At 63.0% G+C, this 20,969-nt stretch carries 16 protein-coding genes; 6 read left to right on the top strand and 10 right to left on the bottom strand.

Annotated elements, in window-relative coordinates; all coding sequences use genetic code 11:
* Positions 1 to 12: 12 nt before the first annotated feature.
* A complete protein-coding gene (locus tag LRX75_RS08275) occupies positions 13 to 1,986 on the bottom strand; it encodes an acyltransferase family protein (RefSeq protein ID WP_231813407.1) in 1,974 nt (657 codons plus the stop codon).
* Positions 1,987 to 2,145: 159 nt separating this feature from the next.
* On the opposite strand from LRX75_RS08275, the gene LRX75_RS08280 reads away from it, so the two are divergent.
* The 4 genes from LRX75_RS08280 to LRX75_RS08295 are packed head-to-tail and all read left to right on the top strand — an operon-like array spanning position 2,146 to position 6,480.
* Positions 2,146 to 3,063, top strand: coding sequence for a glycosyltransferase family 2 protein (locus LRX75_RS08280; protein WP_231813409.1), 918 nt, complete (start codon positions 2,146 to 2,148; stop codon positions 3,061 to 3,063).
* A complete protein-coding gene (locus tag LRX75_RS08285; protein ID WP_231813411.1) occupies positions 3,050 to 4,402 on the top strand; it encodes an O-antigen ligase family protein in 1,353 nt (450 codons plus the stop codon). Before LRX75_RS08280 ends, LRX75_RS08285 begins: the two co-directional genes overlap by 14 nt.
* A gap of 3 nt (positions 4,403 to 4,405) precedes the next feature.
* On the top strand, positions 4,406 to 5,329 hold the full coding sequence (locus LRX75_RS08290) for a glycosyltransferase family 2 protein (RefSeq protein WP_231813413.1): 924 nt from the start codon (positions 4,406 to 4,408) through the stop codon (positions 5,327 to 5,329).
* Positions 5,326 to 6,480, top strand: a complete 1,155-nt coding sequence (locus LRX75_RS08295; RefSeq protein ID WP_231813414.1) for an endo-1,4-beta-xylanase — start codon at positions 5,326 to 5,328, stop codon at positions 6,478 to 6,480. Before LRX75_RS08290 ends, LRX75_RS08295 begins: the two co-directional genes overlap by 4 nt.
* Positions 6,481 to 6,500: 20 nt before the next feature.
* Here LRX75_RS08295 and LRX75_RS23340 read toward each other — a convergent pair whose 3' ends face one another.
* From LRX75_RS23340 to LRX75_RS08330, 7 genes are all read right to left on the bottom strand, one after another.
* A complete protein-coding gene (locus tag LRX75_RS23340) occupies positions 6,501 to 7,220 on the bottom strand; it encodes an acyltransferase (RefSeq protein WP_231813415.1) in 720 nt (239 codons plus the stop codon).
* A 28-nt stretch (positions 7,221 to 7,248) separates the two neighbouring features.
* A complete protein-coding gene (locus LRX75_RS08305; protein WP_231813416.1) occupies positions 7,249 to 8,181 on the bottom strand; it encodes a glycosyltransferase family 2 protein in 933 nt (310 codons plus the stop codon).
* On the bottom strand, positions 8,178 to 9,311 hold the full coding sequence (locus LRX75_RS08310; RefSeq protein ID WP_231813417.1) for a glycosyltransferase family 4 protein: 1,134 nt from the start codon (positions 9,309 to 9,311) through the stop codon (positions 8,178 to 8,180). Before LRX75_RS08310 ends, LRX75_RS08305 begins: the two co-directional genes overlap by 4 nt.
* A 46-nt stretch (positions 9,312 to 9,357) precedes the next feature.
* Positions 9,358 to 10,476 carry a DUF1972 domain-containing protein gene (locus tag LRX75_RS08315; protein WP_231813418.1) on the bottom strand — a complete coding sequence of 373 codons (1,119 nt, stop codon included), beginning with the start codon at positions 10,474 to 10,476 and terminating at the stop codon, positions 9,358 to 9,360.
* A 258-nt stretch (positions 10,477 to 10,734) separates the two neighbouring features.
* Positions 10,735 to 11,523: a WecB/TagA/CpsF family glycosyltransferase gene (locus LRX75_RS08320; RefSeq protein WP_231813419.1), complete on the bottom strand. Its 789-nt coding sequence runs from the start codon at positions 11,521 to 11,523 to the stop codon at positions 10,735 to 10,737.
* A 364-nt stretch (positions 11,524 to 11,887) separates the two neighbouring features.
* Complete coding sequence (locus tag LRX75_RS08325) at positions 11,888 to 13,150, bottom strand: polysaccharide biosynthesis protein (protein WP_231813420.1); 1,263 nt, start codon at positions 13,148 to 13,150, stop codon at positions 11,888 to 11,890.
* Between the two features lie 55 nt (positions 13,151 to 13,205).
* Entirely contained in the window at positions 13,206 to 14,495 is a 1,290-nt protein-coding gene (locus LRX75_RS08330; protein ID WP_231813421.1) for a glycoside hydrolase family 5 protein, read from the bottom strand.
* A 331-nt stretch (positions 14,496 to 14,826) separates the two neighbouring features.
* Between LRX75_RS08330 and LRX75_RS08335 the strand changes: the two genes are divergently transcribed.
* Complete coding sequence (locus tag LRX75_RS08335; RefSeq protein WP_231813422.1) at positions 14,827 to 15,840, top strand: NAD-dependent epimerase/dehydratase family protein; 1,014 nt, start codon at positions 14,827 to 14,829, stop codon at positions 15,838 to 15,840.
* Between the two features lie 190 nt (positions 15,841 to 16,030).
* Here the strand turns inward: LRX75_RS08335 and LRX75_RS08340 are convergent, their stop codons facing one another.
* Together LRX75_RS08340 and LRX75_RS08345 are read right to left on the bottom strand one after the other, a co-directional pair.
* A complete protein-coding gene (locus LRX75_RS08340; protein ID WP_231813423.1) occupies positions 16,031 to 18,301 on the bottom strand; it encodes a polysaccharide biosynthesis tyrosine autokinase in 2,271 nt (756 codons plus the stop codon).
* A gap of 246 nt (positions 18,302 to 18,547) precedes the next feature.
* Complete coding sequence (locus LRX75_RS08345; RefSeq protein WP_231813424.1) at positions 18,548 to 19,759, bottom strand: polysaccharide biosynthesis/export family protein; 1,212 nt, start codon at positions 19,757 to 19,759, stop codon at positions 18,548 to 18,550.
* A gap of 360 nt (positions 19,760 to 20,119) precedes the next feature.
* Here LRX75_RS08345 and LRX75_RS08350 point away from each other — a divergent pair, with 360 nt between their 5' ends.
* A complete protein-coding gene (locus tag LRX75_RS08350) occupies positions 20,120 to 20,815 on the top strand; it encodes a metallophosphoesterase family protein (protein WP_231813425.1) in 696 nt (231 codons plus the stop codon).
* The last annotated feature ends 154 nt before the right edge of the window (positions 20,816 to 20,969 follow it).

The raw sequence follows: 20,969 nt of genomic DNA on the forward strand, positions 1-20,969 counted from the left end.
GCGGCCGACACGTCACGGTGCCGCCTCCTGCCATGCTCGCGCTCCGGGGATAGCACCGGTGCCGATGATGGCTTCGGCAAGAGCTTGGGAGCCCTCCGCGGTCATATGGCCGTAGTCCCATTGCAGAGGGACATTGCCGACCATCGTCCTGCAGGCCGTCTCCGGGTTAGGGCAGAGAAGCCGATACGGCGAGACGTAGATGGCGCCAGATGCCTCGACCAAAGCCTGCAGTTCATGGTCCCACTTTGCCTGTTCGGTCGCTCGGCTCCCCACCAAAAGCGCATCGCTGCGCCCGCCCGCGACCTGTGCGAGCAGACGCGCCAAAGGCCGCTGGTACTCCGCGATCGGGCCAGAGACAACGACGATGCCCGCCCTGTCTTTCACCTGCCGGAGCGTTTCGGCCACCAGCGGAAGGTCGTAGTCGGCCCAGCGTGCAGAGAGGATCAAGACTTCGGGCCTGTTTTCGGGTAGAAAGCGCTCGAACATGCGCTGCATCAGGCCGACGCATTCCGGATCGCCGCCCGCCCCGAACAGCGGCTTGCATCCGCTGGATGCCGCAAGCATGACATGCGCCTGCGGCAAGGCCGCTTCGAAGCCACGATACAGATGCGCGGCGTGGCTGTCGCCCATGATGAGGATATTCGGCTTGACCACCGAGGGCGACAGACAGTCGGCGGTGGCGAAATCCGCCACGGTCTGCTGGTAGCCGATGAGAAAGCAGGTCCCCCGCAGGTAGACGTCCCGATCGTCATAGGTGAGATAGGCAGCAAGGCGGTCGCTTTCCGTCTGCGGCGCCGCCGCCGCGACATGCCAGATCGCGAGACCGAGAAGGCCGCACGCACACCAGGCCGCACCGGCCTGCCGCCACAGCGAGCCAGCCGTTCGGCCGATCCGGCGTTGCCGGAAAGGCTGTTCCACAAAACGCCAGGAAAGATAGGCGGCAACCAGACTTGCCAGGATCAGGCCGGCGGCTTCCGGTATCGTCGGCGCCCTTGCGGTGATCAGCGCCACGCCGACGAAGACCGGCCAGTGCCACAGGTAGAGCGAATACGAGATCTTTCCGATACCGACGAAGGGCGGCAGCGCCAGACACCGCGTGATGTGTGAACCGCCGGTGCTGCCGATCGCGATCAGGAGCGCGGCACCGGCAACGGGGGCGACCGCGAGGACGCCGGGGAAGAACATGCCGCCGTGGAACCGATAGGCGCTGCCGAGGATCAAAGCGAGCGCCAGAAGTGCGAGGCCATCCCTGATGCGGGCCGGCAAGCGCGGCAGCGACAGGAAGACAAGCAGCCCGCCTGCGACCAACTCCCAAGCGCGCGATAGGGGAACGTAATAGGCAAGATCGCGATTGGCGCCGGTCAGCCAGATGCAGAACAGGAAGCTCGCCAAAGCGATCGCCGCCACGACGGCCCCGGCACGCCGCCGCCCCAAACCGGACACCGCGAGGAGAATGAACGGGAAGACGAGGTAAAACTGCTCCTCGACCCCGAGCGACCAGGTGTTCACGAGGGGCTGGCTATAGGCATCGGCGGCGAAATAACCGGACTTCCCCAACGTCTCCACAGCGAGATAGAGGTTCGATACGGAGGTCAGGGCTGCCAGCCCCGTCCAGACCGTCGTCGTCCGCTCGCTAGGAAACAGAACCAGCGGCGCAAAGACAAAAGTGACCGCGACCGTGACGACCAGAGCCGGGAAGATTCGGCGCGTGCGTCGCTCGTAAAAGGTAAGAAGAGAGAAGCGTCCTTGCTGGAGCTCCTGCCAGACCGCCTTGGTGATCAGATAACCCGAAATGACGAAGAAGACATCGACCCCGATGAAGCCGCCTCGCAGCGGGCTGATACCAGTGTGGAACAGCAGGACGACGAGAACCGCGACGGCGCGCAGCCCATCGATATCAGCTCGATAAGCGCCCGGTTCGTGCCGGGCAATGCCCTGCTCCGGACGTCGTAACGTTCCCTTCGAAACGTCCTGATCCAAAAGCATAAGCCGTCTCCAGTGCAGAGGAAGTCGCGGCGGCGATTGTTTGCCGCTTGCCTCCCTCAGTGTATCGTGTCACTCAATTAGATACAGATGAAATTTGCTTTGTCGACGGAATTTGCGCCCGGACATGGAAGACCTTTGCGTGACATTCGGTAGCGACGCATGAGGACCGCGGTTCTCGTCGCCATCCCCACCTACCGGCGCCCCGCCGAGCTGGAGCGTCTGCTGTCGCGGATCGCGCAGCTGGACGTCGCCGTGCCGGTCACGGTGCTTGTGGCGGACAACGACCCCGAGGGCCGGCAGGGCGAAGAGGTCGTGGCGGCGCTTGCAGCCCGCGCCTATCGCTTCCCGCTGGAGGCGATCACGGTGTCGGCCAAGGGATTGGCAAACGTCCGCAACACGCTGTTCGCGCATGCTCTTCAGCATCGTGACTTCACGCATATCGCGATGATCGATGACGACGAATGGCCGGACGCGCCGTGGCTCGGCGAGCTTCTGCGCGTCCAGCAGGCGACCGGTGCGGACATCGTCGGGGCGCCCGTCGCCTCCATCTTCGACGGCGCCGGCGGGAGCTGGGTGCGCCGCGCGCGCCTCTTCCAGCCCGAAGCCCGGCCGGAGGGTCCCTGCCCGATCATCTGGGCGAGCAACAACGTGCTCCTCACGCGCGACTGCGTCGAGACCGCCGGACCGCCCTGGTTCGACCTCGCCTTCAACGTCACCGGCGGCGAGGATGTCGAGCTCTTCACGCGGCTGAAGGCGCAGGGCAAGCGCTTTGCCTGGGCACCCGGCGCGCTGATCTTCGAAAGCGTGCCGCGCGAGCGCACGCGGGCGCGGTGGCTTCTGCGGCGGGGTTTGCGCATCGGTTCGACGGATGCCCGCGTCCAGCTGCGCCACGGCACCGGCAGGCTTCATCGCCTGCGCACGGTGGCCAAGGCCGTCCTCGGTCTCGTGGCCAGCCTGTCGCTACTGCCGTTACGGGCGCTGAGCGGCAAGCGCCGCGCCGACGGATTGTTCTCGGCGGCGCGTGCGGCCGGCAAGTTCTATGGTTTCTACGGAGGCAGGGTGCATGAGTATCGGTAATGTTCCGGCCGCGCCGACGCCGGTTTTGGCAGGCGCCGTGCTATCGAAAGAGCCCCTCTGGCTCCGGCGCTTCCTTGAATTGATGCTGTGCGCTTTTCTCGCCTACGTCTTTACCGACGGAACGCTGATTGCGGTCAATTCCGGCGTCAGCGACATGACCAGCCTCGTGCTCGATAGCGGCGAAGGCGATGCCAGCCGGCAAATCTTCTATATTGGCATCGCCATCCTGCTCCTTCTCATCGCGGCGCGACACGGGCTGAGCAATGTTGTCTCGCCTGTTCCCGCCTCCGTCTTCATCGTCGTCTTCTGGTGTTTCTGCAGCGTTTCTTGGGCCATCATCCCGGATATTTCGCTGCGGCGCGTCATTCTCGCTACGATCATCATCTTCGCGACCATCACCATCGTCTCGGCGCTCGGACCGCTCCGTGTCACGCAATTGCTCTACCGGATCCTTGCCTTCTTTGTCGTCGCAAACATGCTTTCGGTCGTCCTGCTGCCTGGCTATGCCATTCATTCCGAGCGGGAACTGGACACGGCCCTCGTCGGGGCATGGCACGGGCTCATGCCACACAAGAACATCGCTTCGGCGGTGACGGCGCTGTCGGCCATCGTGTTTGGCTACCACGCCTTTCTCGCACGCAGTTGGAAATCAGCCGTGCTTTTGGTCCTTTCCGTTATCTTTCTCCTGGGAACGCGCGGCAAGACCTCGCTCGGAATCGTCGTGCCCTGCCTGTTTGCCGGCATCATGTACAACCACGCTTTCCGAACCGAGCGGCAGAAATTCCTAATGTTCGCAAGCATCTTCCTCTTCGTGGCGGGCCTGGCCGTGTTTGCTATGGTCTTCACGCCGCTGCTTGCGCAGATCTTCGACGATCCCGCCTCGTTCACCGGCCGTGTCGCCATCTGGGACATCGTGCTGCGTTATGTCGAGGAATATCCGATGACAGGCGCCGGCTTCGGCTCGTTCTGGTTGATCGGGCAGGACTCGCCGATCCTGCGCATCGGTGGCGACATGCCGTGGCTATTCGGCATCGCGCATTCGCACAATGGCTACCTCGAAATGCTGGTGACAACCGGTGTCCCGGGGCTCGTGCTGACGATCATCATGTTCGTCATCGTGCCGTTCTACTCCTTCGTCATGGCCGATCCGTACTGGCGGAAGATCAACGGCCTCTATTTCGGCATCTGGCTCTTCGCCGTCGTCTACAATCTTCTCGAAACCCACATCATGAACCGCGACCGACAGGTCTGGGTCATCATGCTCATCGCCATCCAGGTCGCGTTCCTGCACCGAAAGCGAGAGGCCGGCACCGGCCCGCGGATCGTTCTGGACAATTAGGCCATGGAGACGAGCACGCCGAAGGTCAGCGTCGTCATTCCGCTCTTCAACAGGGCGCATCTCATCGCCGCGACCCTGCGATCGGTGCTGGCGCAGTCGTTTCAGGACTTCGAGGTCATCGTGGTCGATGACGGGTCCCTCGACGATCCGGAAAGCGCCCTCGCCGCCATCGGTGACCCGCGTATCCGGCTCGTCCGGCAGGAAAACCGGGGCGCCTCGGCTGCGCGCAATCGCGGCGTCGAGGATGCTCGCGGCGCGCTCGTCGCCTTTCTGGATTCCGACGATCGTTTCCTTCCCCACCATCTCGCCACCATGGTCGAGCTGCTCGCCGCGCGGCCCGACTGCGCCGCCTACGCGCAGGTCGTTGCCGATCGCGGGGAAAACCGGACTTTCGTGAAGCCGTCCCGCGGCATAAGGCACGGCGAGCCGATGGCCGACTATCTTGTTTGCCATGGCGGCTTCGTCCAGACCAGCACGCTGGTGGTTCCCCGATCCTGGGCCCTGAAGGTGCCCTATCGCCCGGATGTCGGCTTCGGCGACGACACCGATATCGCCATCCGGCTTTCGCTGGCGGGATGCCGCTTCGTGATGGCGCCCGCGCCGGGGGCCATCTGGTCGGACGAACACGGGGCGGACCGCCTGTCCTCGTCGTCCGCGGCCAGCCGGGCACGGTTCGCATGGCTCGACGATCTCAGCGACCGCATTTCGCCCCGGGCTTATGCCGGCTATCGCGGTTGGCATGTCGCCAAGACGCTGGTGCGGACAGAGCCGCGCAAGGCCTGGGCACTTTACGGCACGGCGCTCCTGCGCGGCGCCTATCCCCCGAAACTTGCCCTGCGCGTCGCCCTGCAGCTGCTCTTGAACGGCGATGGCTACCGGCGCCTGGCAGACCGGATCGTGGCGCGCAAACGAAGGATACCCTCGTGAGCGGATTTCTCAGACGGCAGTTTCTCGCGGGCGCGGGCCTTGGCATTGGGGCGGGCATTGCCGGCGGCCTGACGGACGTTTCCCCCCTGGGTGCCGCATGGGCGAACAGCGCAGCGCCCGCCTCCGCGACCGGACCCACGGACCGTCTGCGCGACCTTGCCGCCCGGCGCGGGCTCTTCTACGGCTGCGCCATGAAAAGCGGGCAGATCACCGACGATCCCGCCTTCACCGCGGCCGTCATCGCGGATTGCGGCGCCATCGTTCCCGAATACGAGCTGAAACGCATCGTCACCGAGCCGTCGCCCGGTCGCTTCGACTTCAGCGGTGCCGACCGGCTGTCGCGCTTTGCGCAGGAGCACGACATGCTGATGCGCGGGCATACGCTGGTCTGGCACCTGGCCAACCCTGCCTGGCTGGAGGCGGCTCTCGCGGAAGCGCCCGACCTGAAGACGCATATGTTCAACTATATCGAGACGGCGATGCGGCGTTACGGAAACCGCGTTCCCGTCTGGGACGTGGTGAACGAGGCCGTCGCGCCCGAAGAAGGCGATTTTCTCGGCCGCAGGATCGGCTCGCCCTGGTTCAAGGCCTTTGGCGAAAGCTATATCGACGACGCCTTCCACCATGCCCGCGCTGTCGCGCCGGACGCCGTTCTCGCCTATAACGACTATGGCGTGGAAATGACGGGAAGCTGGTACGGCGCACGGCGCAGGGCCATGCTGCTCCTGCTCGAAGGTCTTGTCGCCCGCAACGTTCCCATCGACATGGTCGGTATCCAGGGCCATCTCATCGCCTTCGACAAGGCGTTCGACGAAGATGTCTTCGCCGGCTTCCTTGCCGAGATCGCCGGGATGGGCCTGAAGATCACGATCACCGAATTCGACATCACCGACCGGAAGGGACCGGCCGATCCCGCCGTGCGCGATGCCGAGGTCGCAGCGCTTGGCCGCCGGTTTCTGGATGTCGCCCTGAACTGCAAGGCGCTCGTCGGCGTTCTCAGCTGGGGCCTCAGCGACCGCTATTTCTGGGTGCCCGAGGATCCCGCGCAACAGCCGCCCAAGGGCCAGAAGCTCCGCCCGCTGCCGCTTGATGAGACCCTTGCGAAGAAGCCACTCTGGGACGCGATCGCTGGTGCGTTTCGAGAGTCCTGATCGAGACCCCGCAACCGATATCAGGTCGTGGGTGGCTCGCTCGCCGACGCTTCGATCAGCCGGCTCTTCAGCAGCTTTGCCGGCACGCCGCCGATGACCGAATAGGGCGGAAAGGTGCCGCGCACCAAGGCGCCGGCAGCGACCACGCTGTGTGCGCCGACATGGGCGCCATCGAGAAAGGTCGCTTTCGATCCGACCCAGACATCGTCATCGATGCGGATCCCGAGATCGGTGGAGGCCTGCATACGGATCGGGACATCCGTACGGTCGAAAACATGGCTCGCGGCATGGAACGAGACATACTGCCCCATGATGACGTTGCTGCCGATCTCGATGCCGCCGAGGGCACCGAAATAGGAATACTGTCCGACGCCACTGTCGGAGCCGATCCTCAGGCCCTTGCCCAGTTGACTCGGATGATTGGTGATGCCGATGATCGTGTAGTCGCCGATATTGACGCGCTCGCCGAGTACGAGCCCCTGGCGCCCGTAGCCGTCGAGCTGGCAATGGGCGCCGATGGTGGAAAACCGGCCGATCTTGATGCGGTTGCCGCCGCGCATCTTCACACCCGGGCCGATAAAGACCTTGTAGCGCCCGCGAAGCAGTGCGCGGAAAAGCCAGATCAACCGTCGCATGAGAGTATGCACCAGAAAGCCGGCGGGAAGTTCGGGCGACATCGCATAGGTCTTTCCGACCAGCCGTAGGAGGGCTGCGAAGATGCGGTGCAGAAAGGCATCCACTGTCTGTTCCTTTGTTGGCGCGCGGCCCTTACGATCCGTGAATCGTCGTGTATTCGTTGTACCGGCGACCGGCAAAAGCGTTCAGCATGCCGAGGCCGCGTGCAGCACGCGAGAAGGCCTTGACCCTCGTTGCCGTACCGAAGGGCAGCGCCGCCACCGACAGGACGGCGCCGCCGCCCACGCGTGCGATACCGGACAGGAACAGGGCGATCTGCCGGCTGGCCGTGCATCCCGACAATTTTTCGGAGAGAACATAGGTGTTACCCTCGCGGAACTTGCGTGAAATCAGCCACTTTGACGAGACGCGCGAAGCCGGAACGATCTCGCGAACCCGGGCTCTGCTAGCCCAGAGCATCCGCCCGCCCTTCTTGTGTATCATCATGCCGAGCAGCGTATCCGTTCCGCCCGTGTACCGCATGCGCGGATCGAACTGAAGGCCGAAGGCCTTGAAGACTTTGAGGTCGATCAGGATATTGGCTGTATTTCCGAAGGGAACGGCACCGCCATCAGCAAAATCCTGCGCGACGAAGAAACCGCCTTCGGAGACCCATTGCGGCGGGGTCGTCTCGAACTCCGAAATGACAGGCCCGAGAATCGCCTCGGCACCGGTGGCGCGGTACTTCGCCAGAAGCTGGTCCGCCCATTCGGGTTCCGGATATTCGTCATCGTCGATGAAAAGGATGACCCCGTCCGCACCCTTTGTTTCTGCAACGACCCGATTGCGCGCGAAGGGGATGCCTGATTCCGGGTGGACAGCATAGGTGATGGGAAAGGGAAACGACGGCCGCATCTCCTCGATCAGCCCGGCCATCGGCCCCTCCCGATCGTTATCGACGACGATTACCGTTATCGGCGGCGGGGTGGTTTCGAAGGTCAACCCGGCGATGCCTTCCAGCGCCCGCCGAAGGCCTTTCGGCCGCCTAAAGGTGATCAATCCTATGAATAGGTTGTCGATGCTCATGTTCGCGATCCACTTCCTGCTGTGTCCAGTCCGAAAGCCGCCACCATGTTCCGACCATAGGCTTCCTCGGAGAAAAGCGCCTCGAATCGCATGAAACCGCGATCCCCCATCGTCTTGCAGAGTGCTTTATCGGCGACGAGCGTTGTCAGAGCCTCGGCCAGCGCGGTCTCGCTGCCCGGCGCCACCAGGAACCCGCTGTCGCCATGCGCGACGATTTCCGAAAGCCCCCCGTGGTCGGCGGCGATGACGGGGCGATGGTAGCTCATCCCCTCGATGGCGACGCGACCGAACGGCTCGGGAAGCGTCGAGGGAACGGCCACGACATCGCTCCAGAGAAAATGTTCGGACGGATCATCGACGAACGGATGGATGGTGACCGAACGCTCCAATCCGGACGCGGTGATCAGCGCCCTCACGTCATCGACGAAGTGGTCCTGCCCTCCATAGACGCCGCCGACGAGGCGAACCTCGACATGATCGCGTATGTCCGGCGCCAGGGCCGCCATCGCCTTGACCAGAACCTGCTGGCCCTTCCATGCGTTGAAGCGGCCGATCAGAAGAACCTTGAGCGGCCGTGAGGGCGAAATCTCCGACTGCACCGCCGGCGCGGCAACACCGTTATAGATTACCGACTGCCCTGTGTTTGCCGGAACGGCGAAGGCGTCGCTTGTCGCCTTCGAATTGAAGATGACCCGGCTGCGGCTGAAGGCGAGGACGCGGGAGAAAATGGCCATCGCCTTGCCCGTCGGAATCTCGTGCACATGGCAGATCGCGGGCCCCTTGAAAAACCGGGCGGCGACCAGATAGTCGAACGGCACCAGTGTGCTGATGTAGAGCAGGTCGCATCCGGAGTCGCGGATCACCTTGCGGGCCCGCAGCACGGCAAGGGGGAAGCTGATGGGCGCGGTCAGCACGATCCGTTTCAGGTCCGCCTTTCGCAGGACCCACATGGGTCCGTAGAGAATGCGGGTCGAGGCGCGCTCGACATGCGGCGTGATCGGCCCCTCGCCCACGAGGCGCACATCGAGCGAGCCGTCTGGATCGGCGGCCCGCACGGCCTCGAGGACCTGGAGGAAGCTCCTGTCCGAACCGTAAAGTTCGACGTTCGGATGTACGCAGAGAATTTTCAAGCGTGGCTCCCCGGCCTGTCTTCGGTCTTGTTCGATGCCGTCACGGTCACAGGCACGTCAGAAGCAGCGCCTCGTAGGCCGAGTTGACCTTCAACCAGGTAAATTCCGCCTGATGGCGTGCCGCCGCCGCCGCCGCCGCCTGCTTGAGGTCCAGGCCCGAACCGATCCGGTCGATGAGGACTTCAAGCGCCGTCTGGCTGTCGAAGTAGAACTGCTGATCGCCGGCGACCCAGCGATTGAAGCGGTTGTCATGAGCGATGATGGGGTTGCCGGCGCCGAGCGCCTCGACGAGCGAGGGGTTGGTGCCGCCGACCTGATGGCCGTGGAGGTAGGCCAGCGCATGGTACCGCAGGGCCGAGACGACATCCGGCTCGTAGATGCCGCCGGGGAATACCACGTCCTGCGATGCCGCAGCGCGGACCCGGCGGTGATAGGCATTGTCCGGCGAGAAATTGCCGAGAACCATGAGCTTGATGTCGCGCTTCTTGCTGGAAAAGGCGCTGACGATCTCCAGGATCGAGTTTTCCGGCTCGGCACGCGCGATGGAGATGAGATACTGGCCGGTCTTCAGATCATAGGGCTCGATCAGGCTTTCCGGCGCGGCCTCGATCCTGTCGGCGCCGTAGGGGATCATCACGGCGTTGCTGCACCCGTGGCGGCGCAGGTGGCGCGCAATCTCGGGGTGATCGGCGATCGCGACATTGCTGATATTCGCTCCGATGAACTCATTCGCATAAAGCCAGATCTTCACGGGAAACGACCACTTGTCGCGGCGCCACTCCACACCGTCCATGTTCATGAGAACCTTGCGGCCCTTGAGCCTCTGGAGCGTGTTGAAGACGGCGGTGTTGTAGCCGAGAACGAGATCGATGCCCGGCCGCTTGCAGACGTCGGCGACGCACTTCCTGTCGAAGATCACGCTCCCCTTGGAGCCCGTGGCATCGCTGGAAATGTGGATGCGATGGATGCCGTTCCAGTCGTCCTCGTGATCGGCTTTCCCGCTTTCCTGGCAGTAGACGTTCACCGTCCACCCCTGTTCGACCAGATAGGGAGCAAGTCGGCCCGCAAACGTCTCGAATCCGCCATGGGCCGCAGGAATGCCGCGAATACCGAGAATGTTCACCACCTTGCGGCTCGTATCGACAGTCTTCGACTGTGCGACCATGCGATTGCTCCCTGTCACACTTCGGACCCAGACGGGATATGTTCGTCGTGAGGTCGGGAAGCTGCGCGATGAGCACCTGCCACGACCTCAGGACGGGCCCGTGAAGACCATCCTCGACTGGACAGGCTCAGTCCGTATGCCTGTATCCGAATATTCTAATTTCATTTAGTAGGAAGCTATCGCATAGTTCCGCTGCAATGCAAAAAAAATTTGCCTGCAGGGTTTATTTTTCAACGATTTCAGTAGGTAATGTTAGACTTACGCTCTGTGCTTCGGCGCAGACACGCGGCGCGTCCGCCGCAAGGCGGCATAGAAGGCGACCGGGTTCGTGGTGAGATACCGCCAGAACAGCTGCCGGGGGCGCAGCACCATGCGGTGCAGCCATTCGAGACCGATCTTCTGCAGGAACAGCGGTGCACGCTGGTAATGGCCCGCGGCGAAATCGAAGCAGCCGCCGCATGTGACGATCCAGCGGCCCTCGAAGTGATCTCGGATCGCCAGCGACACGAACTGCTCTTTGGGCTTGCCGAGACCGACCCACAGGACATCCGCCTTGGTGGCATTGATATCCGCGACGATGCCCGGCAAGGCGGTCTCGTCGAAATAGCCGTTGCGATAACCGGCGATGACCAGCTGCGGATACAGGAACGTCATGCGGGCGACGCATTCCGCGATGACCGCGTCCGTCGCACCAAGGAAATAGCAGGAGATGCCGTTTGCCTGGAAACCTTCGGCGAAATCGTAGAAGAGATCGGTCGTGGCGCTGCGTCCCCGCACCGGCGTCGTCGTCAGCAGGCGCGAGGCCATGACCAGCGGTTCGCTGTCGACATGGACGACGTCTGCCTTGGCGAGGCTCTCCGCATAGCGCGGATCGGATCGGCTGAGGCCGACCGCATGTCCGTTGAGATCGAACAGCAGACGCGGTGCGTGGGGCGTTGCATCCAGCGTCGTCTGCACGACGTGGTCGGTCAGTTCGGCACGGCTCTTCCGCGTCACCTCGACACCGGCAACGATCACCGAATCTTCATGTTCTGCTTGTTTCAGCACGATGCGTTCTTTGATCGGAGCTAGAAGGACACTCATGCTCTCTGCCATCCCGCATCATTCTTTCCGTTCGTGCATGAAGGAAGAGAGGCGGCACGGAGCGTGGCAAAGTGGACGATGGAAAACCTCTGACGGGCTGACCCTGGCAAACATGCGTTCAGACAGTGCATTCCCAAGGCCCCTTCCTCTCACGCGTCACGATACCTAGTCTAAGTTAAGCATCCCTAAAAGAGATTTTATGAATGAATGCCGCGATATCTATGGTGAACAAAGGGCCGCGCCCGCAGCGCGGCATTCACGGCTGAAAACACGCCGGGAGGGCACATCGCCCTTGCACGATTGAACCGCCGATACTCTGCCCCGACGATCAGGCCGGCTGGTCGAACAGCTGCTTGCGACGCGTCAGGCGGAAGACGAGCGCCGTCATCACCACTTCGCCTGCGATAATGCCGACGATCGAGGCGATGGGGCTGACCGTATAGATGATGCCTGCCGCAACCAGCATGGTCACGGGGGCCGCAATCAGGCTGGTTTGCGCCAGAGGCTTGAACTGCCGTGCCGCCTGAATGAGGCTGCTTGCGGGAATGCGCATCGACTGGATGAGGACCACGATGAACCAGAGGCTGCAGGCGGTGTAGAGCGTGCTCGCCTCGTAGGGCAGGCTCGCGACCTTGTCGTGAAAGACGAGCGCGACGGCGACCGCCAGGACGACGTTGCCGGCGAGAATGGTGAGAACGATGCGCAGGAACGACCGGGCGGTGGCGCGCGCGCCATCGACATCCCCTTTCGCCAGCTGTCGCGCCATGATCGGCCGCTCGATGAGCATCAGCGAGGGCAGGACGACCGTCAGCGGACGCCAGAACAGTGCGGCAACGGCGATCGGCGCGAAGGCCTGAGGCCCCGCCATGAATGTCACCAGATAGGCATGACCGTTCGAGGTCATTTCCGTGGTGACGACGCCGAGAAGCGCCCAGCGGGACTGGCCTTTCCAGACCTCGGCATAGTGCGAAAGCCGGCCCCTGCCGCCGACCTTCTCCAGCGACAGCCAGAGATAGACCGCCGAGAGGCTGGCCGCCGTCGCCACCGTAATGCTGGCCGCCAGCAGCGTGTCGGCCAGATGTCCGAAATACATGACGACGCAGCCGGTAACCACGATGCAGGCATAGATCACGTCGGACAGACCGGTCGTTTTGACCCGGTGACGCGCGAATTCCGCGCAGCGAAAACCCCAGCGGAGCGCGGCGGCGAACGTGAACAGCCCCATGAAGAGCGTCACGGGCAGCGGCATACCGAACACGAAGCCGGAACCGATGGCAATGAGGCCCGCGAGCACGGAGAGGATCGCATCCACCTTCATGATGGCCAGATATTCCGGTTGCCAGTCCGGCGTGCCCTTGTTCAAGGTGATCGAGAGCGGTGTTCCGCCCATGGCATTCACGATGCTGTAGCTGAAGGCGGTCAGCACCTGCCCGAAGATGAAGAAGCCGTAATCGGCCGGTACGAGCAGCGGGATCAGCACCAGCGACAGAAGAAAGTTCGATCCGGCAATCGCCAGCGTTCCCGCCATGGACAGGCTGACACGGCTGGCTTTGGCCGCAACCGACCGCAGCAGTAAGACGGGCTTCGTCATGAAATCCTCGAGATCCGGAGATGGTTTGCAGCGGTAAGGGTGTCCGCTTCAGCGTTTACGGCATGTTCAGACCGAGCGAGACGAGCATGTCCGCGTCCACTGTGCCGCTGGCCTCGTCGAACAGGCCGAAATAATCGCCATAGCACCAATAGGACCAGGGAATGCCGCTCTCTTCGGCCTCCCGGCGCACCGCGGACAGCCAGGCGAGCCGATCCGCATTGTACGCCGGCAGAAGGCCGGGTTTCGGTCTCGGAGCACCGAACTCCCCGAGATACAGGCGCTCCCGGGGTATGTCGTAGCGATCGGCCCAGGCGAGCGCGCTTTCGAAGTCCCGCGCGATGTCGCCCGCATCGTAGCCACGGCCGTAGTAGACGGCGAACTTCCGGACCTGCGAGACGATATATCCCCAGGACGACGGCGTATTCCAGAGCGCGGCGACGCGATAACCGAATTCGCTGAGCGATTCGACTGCCCCTGCCGTCGTGGCGGGCCATCGGAACAGAGGCGGATAGCGGGCGGCAAGATCCTGCGTCACCGGCGCATAGCCCTGAAATACGAACTCGGGCGGCGCGTAGTAATGCAGGGAGTAGAGAAGATTCGGATCGTCAAAGCTCGAGGGGTCGAGCCGCAGCAGGCCGAAATGACCGCCGCCACAGGCGCCGGTGACCACGAGCGTGTGATCCGGCGCGGAGCGACGCGCGACGGACACCAGCGTTTTCAGATAGCCTTCCCACAAGCCGGGCGTGCGGCAATCGACCTGCGGTTCGTTGAAGAGCTCCAGCGCCACCTGGTCGGTCGGGCGGCGGGCCGTCCTCTCGGCGAATGCGGTCACGACGCGCGTCAGGGCATCGAACATGCCCGGCCCCTCGACCAGCGACTGGGCGTCGTAAGGGCTGTTGCGACCCTTGTCCGGCGTATGGATATCGACGAGGACCTTGAGACCACGTGCGGAAATGGCATCCACCTGGGCAAAGACGTAGTCGGCGCGCCTCTGCAGCTCCTCCGCACTGGCAAGCACCAGAGGGCCGACATTGACCGGCAGGCGGACATGATCGAAGCCCATGGCCTTCATGCCGGAAAAATTCGAGAGCGGGAAATAGGTCCCGACCGGCGCGTAGCCGGCACCGAGGAACCGGTCATTCTTCTGTGCCGTCGGCCGCCAGAGGAAGGGAAAGGCATTCACGCCTTTCTTCACCCGAAAGGTAGGCTGCACGTCCTGCGCCATCGCAATGGGCGCCGCGAGCGGGGCGACGGCAACGAGGAGAGCGAGAATGGTGGCGAGAACGCGGCGCCCGAAACCATGGCATGAGGCGATGATCCGGGAAAGGAACGGTCTGCCGATCACGCTGTCTGCACCAAAAGACGGCAACCATCTGCGCAGCGGCAAAGCGCGAGGACGAATCGGATGGCTGGATCGTCCAAACTGCACTCCATCGGAACCTCTTCGGACTGTTCAACGCCGCCGCATCCGCGCCGGATCGGCAGGCTGGCCGCATGCCCCCGTCGGATGTCAACTTTGCGAAGCCTACATTAGATATTTTTCATATTCAAGCCGCGTCCGGCCTTGTCCCGTGTCGACAGGTCGCCTCCTCTCGGGTTAAAGGCCCATGGCGTGGCGTCGGGATCGGATCTTCCGGTCGGGCGACAGCCTTTTCGCAAGTCTTGATGGGATGAGCATGCGCTACTTTATCACCGGAACCGCTGGCTTCATCGGCTTCCACCTCGCCCACCGCCTTGTCCGGGAGGGCCATACGGTCGTCGGATTCGATGCCATGACGCCCTACTACGACGTGGACCTGAAGCGGAAGCGGCATGCCCTGCTCGAGCGGTTCGATGAATTCACCGGTGTCATCGGGAGGCTGGAGGATCGCGCCGCGCTGGCAGCGGCCGCCGAGGCGGCAACGCCCGATGTGATGATCCATCTCGCCGCGCAGGCCGGCGTCCGCTATAGCCTGAAGGAGCCCCGCTCCTACATTGATTCCAACCTTGTCGGCTCGTTCAACGTCATCGACCTCGCGCGAGACCTGAAGCCGCAGCATCTGCTCATCGCCTCGACCTCGTCCGTCTACGGTTCCAATGAAAAGGTGCCGTTCGAGGAGGACGATCGGGCCGACGAGCCTATGTCCCTCTACGCGGCCACCAAGAAGTCCATGGAGCTGATGGCGCACAGCTATGCGCATCTCTTCGCCGTGCCGACGACGGCCTTCCGCTTCTTCACGGTCTATGGCCCTTGGGGACGGCCTGATATGGCGTTGTTCAAGTTCGTGGAGGCCATTCGCCAGGGACGCCCGATCGACGTCTACGGCGAAGGGCGCATGAGCCGCGACTTCACCTATATCGATGATCTCGTGGACGGCATTCTCCGTCTGTCACAGGCCGTGCCTCTCGAAGAGTCCCGCCTGCGCGATGGCGCGGTGGCCGACAGCCTGTCCCACCATGCCCCCTTCCGCACGGTCAATATCGGCGGCGGCCAGCCGGTCGAACTCCTGACCTTCATCGAAACGATCGAGCAGCGGCTCGGCCGGACGGCGATCAAGACCATGCTGCCGATGCAGCCCGGCGACATGCAGCGCACCTACGCATCGCCCGATCTTCTCAAAGCGCTGACCGGCTTCCAGCCGAAGGTGACGCTGGCCGAGGGCGTCAGCCGGTTCGTCGACTGGTACGACGAACATTACCCGCAGGCCTGAGGCATTCCGGGAAGGCACGCGTACCCAGAATGGTACCGTCTGATCGATGCATCGTGCAGCCGCTCGAATGCAAAGCGCCGCGCGTCATGACGGACGCGCGGCGCTCTATGGCCTGTTCATTCTTTAGGTCGTCCTGCCGACATCGAGCACCCGGACCGGCACCCCTTGCGGAGCGCCGGTCCGCGATCGGCTATTTGGATTCCAGATAATAATCGCCATAGCGGCTGTTGTGGTAGAAGTTCTCGTCCTGATGGACGTAGAGCTTGACCTTGCTCAGATCGACCTTGTTTAGGATCACGCCGGCGCATTTGCGCATGATGGCGGGATGCGTCTGGACGGCGGTGCGAACGATCCGGCGTGCGGTCTCACCCCATCCGATGACCATCAGGAAGCTGTCGATCCTGCTGGAGATGGCGCGCGCATCGACCACGGGGCCGAGCGGCGGAAGATCGAGCACGATGTAATCGAAGGTCTTGGAGAACGAGGCCAGGAGATCTGTCATCGCGTCCGATGAGAGCAGTTCGGCTGAAAACAGGATGCGCTGCTTGATGATGGTCGGCAGGAAGACGAGGCCCGTTTCGGAATCGGTCAACAGGACGTCTTCCACCGACTGGCTTTCGCTCAGCACCTCGTATAGCCCGCTGCGGGCATTGGCACCGATGGCACGGGTCGCGCCGGGATTGCGCAGGTCGGCGTCGATCAGCAGCGTCCGGGAGCCCTGCTTGGCCAGATGCTGGGCGAAGTTCACGGCCACCGTGGACTTGCCTTCCCGCGGCAGGACCGAAACGATCCCGATGGTCCGCCCGGATTTGTTGCCCGCCTTGAAGTCCGCCGCGATCTTCGCGCTGCGGATCGTCTCGGCAAAGGACGAGAGCGGATGATCGATGATGTAGCGATCGAGATTCGACTTGCTCAACACCCCGCGAGGACCGACCTTTGACGAATCCAGCTTCGCGCCGCCCGCCTCGTGTTTTTCCAGCGGAATCTGACCGATGAACTCCATGGAGAGCTCTTTCTGGACCTGCTCGCCCGTGCGGAAGAAGCGTTCGCCGAACTCGCGATAGGCCCCGATCGCCGCACCGACGCCGCAGCCCATGACGAAAGCGAGCGCGAGGATCAGCGGCTTCTTCGGGTAACTCGCATCCTGCGGAGGCTCTGCCCGTGTCACGACGCGGGCAGCGGTCACGGGGAAGCTTTCCCGCTGGCTGGCTTCCTGGAAGCGCTGGAGATAGGTCTCGTAGAGCGTCTTGTAGGTTTCCGCGGCGCGCTCGTATTCGCGCAGCTGGACGAGATCGTCGTTGGCGACGGCGGAGGTGCTCGTTGCCGTCGCCACCTGCCCTTCCAGGGCCTTCTGGCTTGCCGATGCGACCTCGTATTCCTGCCGGTAAGTGTCGGCGATGCGGCGAAGCTCCTTGAACATGACCTCGTCATATTCCTGAAGCTTGGCGCGCAGGAGAACGGCCTGATAGTGATCGCGACCGAAGCGCTTGGAGATCTCGGCCTCGCGGCGGGACACGTCGAGGGCCTCCTGCTGCAGCTTGTTGATCACCGGGCTTTCCAGCGAGCCGACGACGGCCGAGCGGATATCGCCGCTCGCCACGACCGCCTGGACGCTGTCATACTTGGACTTGGCGTCGGACGCCGCGTTCTTTGCCTTGACGAGATTGGTGTTGATCTGCGTCAGCTGCTGCTCGGTGACGAGTTCGCCGCCGGTCGCGATGAGGCTCTTGTCCGCCCGGAATTTCTGGACGAGCATGTCGCTCTCGAGCGACTTCTGGCGCAGCGCCTCGATCCGCGTCTGCAGCCAGTCGCTGGCGCGCCGCGTCGCATCGAACTTCGAATTGTACTGGTCTTCCAGATAGGCATCGACGATGGCATTGGCGATCTTCGCCGCGGCTTCGGGCGATCGGGAAACGTACTCGACCTCCAGAATAAAGGTCCGACCGACGCGGGAGGCCGACGTGTTCCGCATCAGGACGTCCTTGACGCTCTGCTTGAGCGCCTCGACATCCTCCGCCTTCGGCGCCGTGTCCGGCGCGACCAGCGACTTCAGCGTCGCAACGGCCGTGGACACCAGCGACGGCGCCTGCTTCTTGAATTCGGGATCGTTCAAAAGGTCCAGCCGTTCGACCACCATGGTGGCGACGCGCTCGGACCGCAGGATCTCGACCTCGCTGAGCACCGTCGCATCATCGTCCCGCGTGGGATAGGGGGAATTCCGGTTGCCGTCGGTGAGAAGCTGATCAGCGATCTGCTTGTTGTCGCCATCGATGAAGAGTGTCGAGGATGCCGTATATTTCGGCGTCGCCGTGAAGGCGAAGGCGGCGCCGAGAAACAGCATCAGGAGGCCGCAGAGGGCCACGATCCTCCACTGTCGCTTGATGATGGAGACGATCTCGTTGAGATCGATCCCGCTCTCGTTCTGGGCGGGAAGGAACTCGCTTGTCTGAACCTTATCCAATGTCTGTACGCCTTAATGATGCAACGCCGGAACACTTGTTTCGCATCATCATGGCAGAGATCGACAATGTAAAACCAGATGTTTTTTTGCAACGCAGCAAGTTAATACTTTGTAGGTCAGTACTTACGATGTATTGCCCGGCAATACACGGCGAGTGCGCGGGCTTTCGTCTTGCGACGTTAGCTCCGCGTCCGTCTTGTTACCCCCCGCCCCGCCATCGGCCGGACGCCACCGTCCCGCTGTTTCCTACAGGTCCTTCACCGCATCGCGCGTTTTCACGACGTCGGTGGAAACGCCGGATGCCGTCGAGGACACCGAGTTGACCACATCGAGGAACTTGATCAGCTCGGTCGCCTTCGAATTGGTGATGTAGACGATGTCCTTGTCCTGCATCGGGAACTTCTGGATCATGAACATGGCCGAGGGATCGCGCAGGTTGGCGCGGAACACCACGGGGATCCGTTCGACCGGATAGCGGCTGACATCGACATGCAGCTGCCTGAGGAAATCGCGGTCGACGACGCGGTAGAGAAGCACCTGCTCGGGATCGGCACGATTGTCGAGGAGACCGCCGGCCTTGCCGAGCGCCTCGCCGAGCGTCAGGTCCGCATCCTCGAAATCGATGCGGCCGTTCTGGCCGGAGGCGCCGAAGGCCAGGAAGGTGCGGCGCTCGCGGTTGACGATCACGGTATCGCCGGGGACCATGAAGATGTTTTCGGCCGGCGTGTTGATCAGATAGTCGTAGAGCACCGTCGCGGTGCGCGGGCCACGCTGCAGCGTGACATAGGTCTCGAGGCGCGGCGTGCTGAGGCCGCCGGCCTGGGAGATGACGTCGAGAATACGGTCGCCGGCTTCCGTGAGTTCCACCTTCGCCGGATTGTTGACGTCACCGAGGACAGCGACCTGGGCCGAGCGGCTGACGACCTTGGAGATGACGACCTGCGGCTCGATGGCGCGGTTGGCCAGAAGCCGCTGGAGCTCTTCCTGCACGGCGCTGGTCGTCCGGCCGGCCACGCGGATGCGGCCGGCATAGGGGATGGAGATCCGTCCGCTCTGGTCGATCGTCTGGTTCGGCATGGTGACGAAATTGCCGGAGCGCGAGCCGGCGTCGGCCGGAATGAAGAGACCGCCGGACTGGGACTCGAACACCGTGACGCTGATGATGTCACCGACCCCCAAGGGCAGGTTCGGCGCGCCGCCGCGACGGTTGCCGAAGCTGCCCTGCAAGGTCGGCGTTGTCGCCTGGGATACGTTGGCGAGAACCGATGCGGTGATATCGACGAGCGCGTAATCCACGCCAGGACGCTTCCGCGACGCGGACCGCGTGTTCACCACCTTGAGGGCGGCCTGTTGTTCGACCTGTTCCGAGGCAGGCCCGGAGCTCGGCAGCGAGGTGCAGCCGGCAACGAAGGTCGTGGCGGAAAGAGCGATGGCGCTGATGCACAGACGGTATGACAAGAAACTCTCCTGCAAGAGGTCGTGCAGACCAGCGACCTTGAGTAGACGACAATGAGCGACGGCTGGAAGAGGCGTGTCGAGACCACCCAGCCATGCCCAAGGGCACTTCGAGAATCACGCGCTCCACAAGCGATTTCTAACGCAAGAATGAAGACGCGTGGTTAAGCAATCATTAAATTAACGTCAATGACTTTAGATATTGAGATTTTAGTCATTTAACGGTCTGTCTACACGACTATCTTGACAGGCGTGCGATGTACAGTGATGCCTTAAATAATGTGGACCCCTTGGAAGCAGAATTCACAGCGCAAAGAGCGGCCGGTTGCCCCTCGGCAACGACTGGACCTCCGTCAGTGGGACATGGGTGGCAACATCTATGTCATTCCCGACATTCACGGCTGCCTGCATGCCCTCCACGAGGCCGAAGGGCGAATCGCTGCGGATCGCGATGATGCGCAGGACACGGCGATCATCGTCTACCTCGGAGACTATGTGGACCGAGGGCCCGATTCGGCCGGGGTGATCGAGCATCTGATCGAGGGCTCCATCGCGAAGGCACACCGGATCATGCTGTGCGGCAATCACGACCAGATCTTTCATGCGGTTCTCTGCGCACAGGCGGACCCGCGCGGCTGGCTGTCGCTGGGCGGGCGCGAGACGCTGCGCTCCTACGGCATGTACGATGCCGATATCCACCGGCTCTCCGCCTCGCCCCGCAAGCTGGCGGAAGCCGTGCGGTCGCACGTTCCCGACTCGCACAAGCTGTTCCTGAAACTGCTTCCGGTCGCAGCCCGCATCGGCCCGCGACATATCTTCGTCCATGCCGGGCTCTATCCGGGCCGCCCGCTCGACCGGCAGACGGACGAGCACATGATGTGGATCCGGGAGCCCTTTCTCACCGACGGCCCGCAGATGCCGATGGTGGTCGTTCACGGGCATACGATCGTTCGGGAGCCGGAGTTTCGCGAGGACCGCATCGGTCTTGACACCGGCGCCTTCAGGAGCGGTCGTCTGACCGTCCTCAGGATCGCCAAAGGCGTCGCCAGCCTCATCTGAGAGGCTTTTGGTGCGGCCCGGCTGCAGCGGCCGCCAAGGGCGCCACCCGTCAGAACGCGCGTTGCAGCGCCTTCGTCGTCTCCCCTCGCTCTCCAGCGAACACGACAAAGGCGCCCGACAGGCGCCCAGTGCAAAGTCATTGTCTTGAGAAAGA

This window comes from Rhizobium quercicola, assembly GCF_021168455.1.
GTDB lineage: Bacteria > Pseudomonadota > Alphaproteobacteria > Rhizobiales > Rhizobiaceae > Ferranicluibacter > Ferranicluibacter quercicola.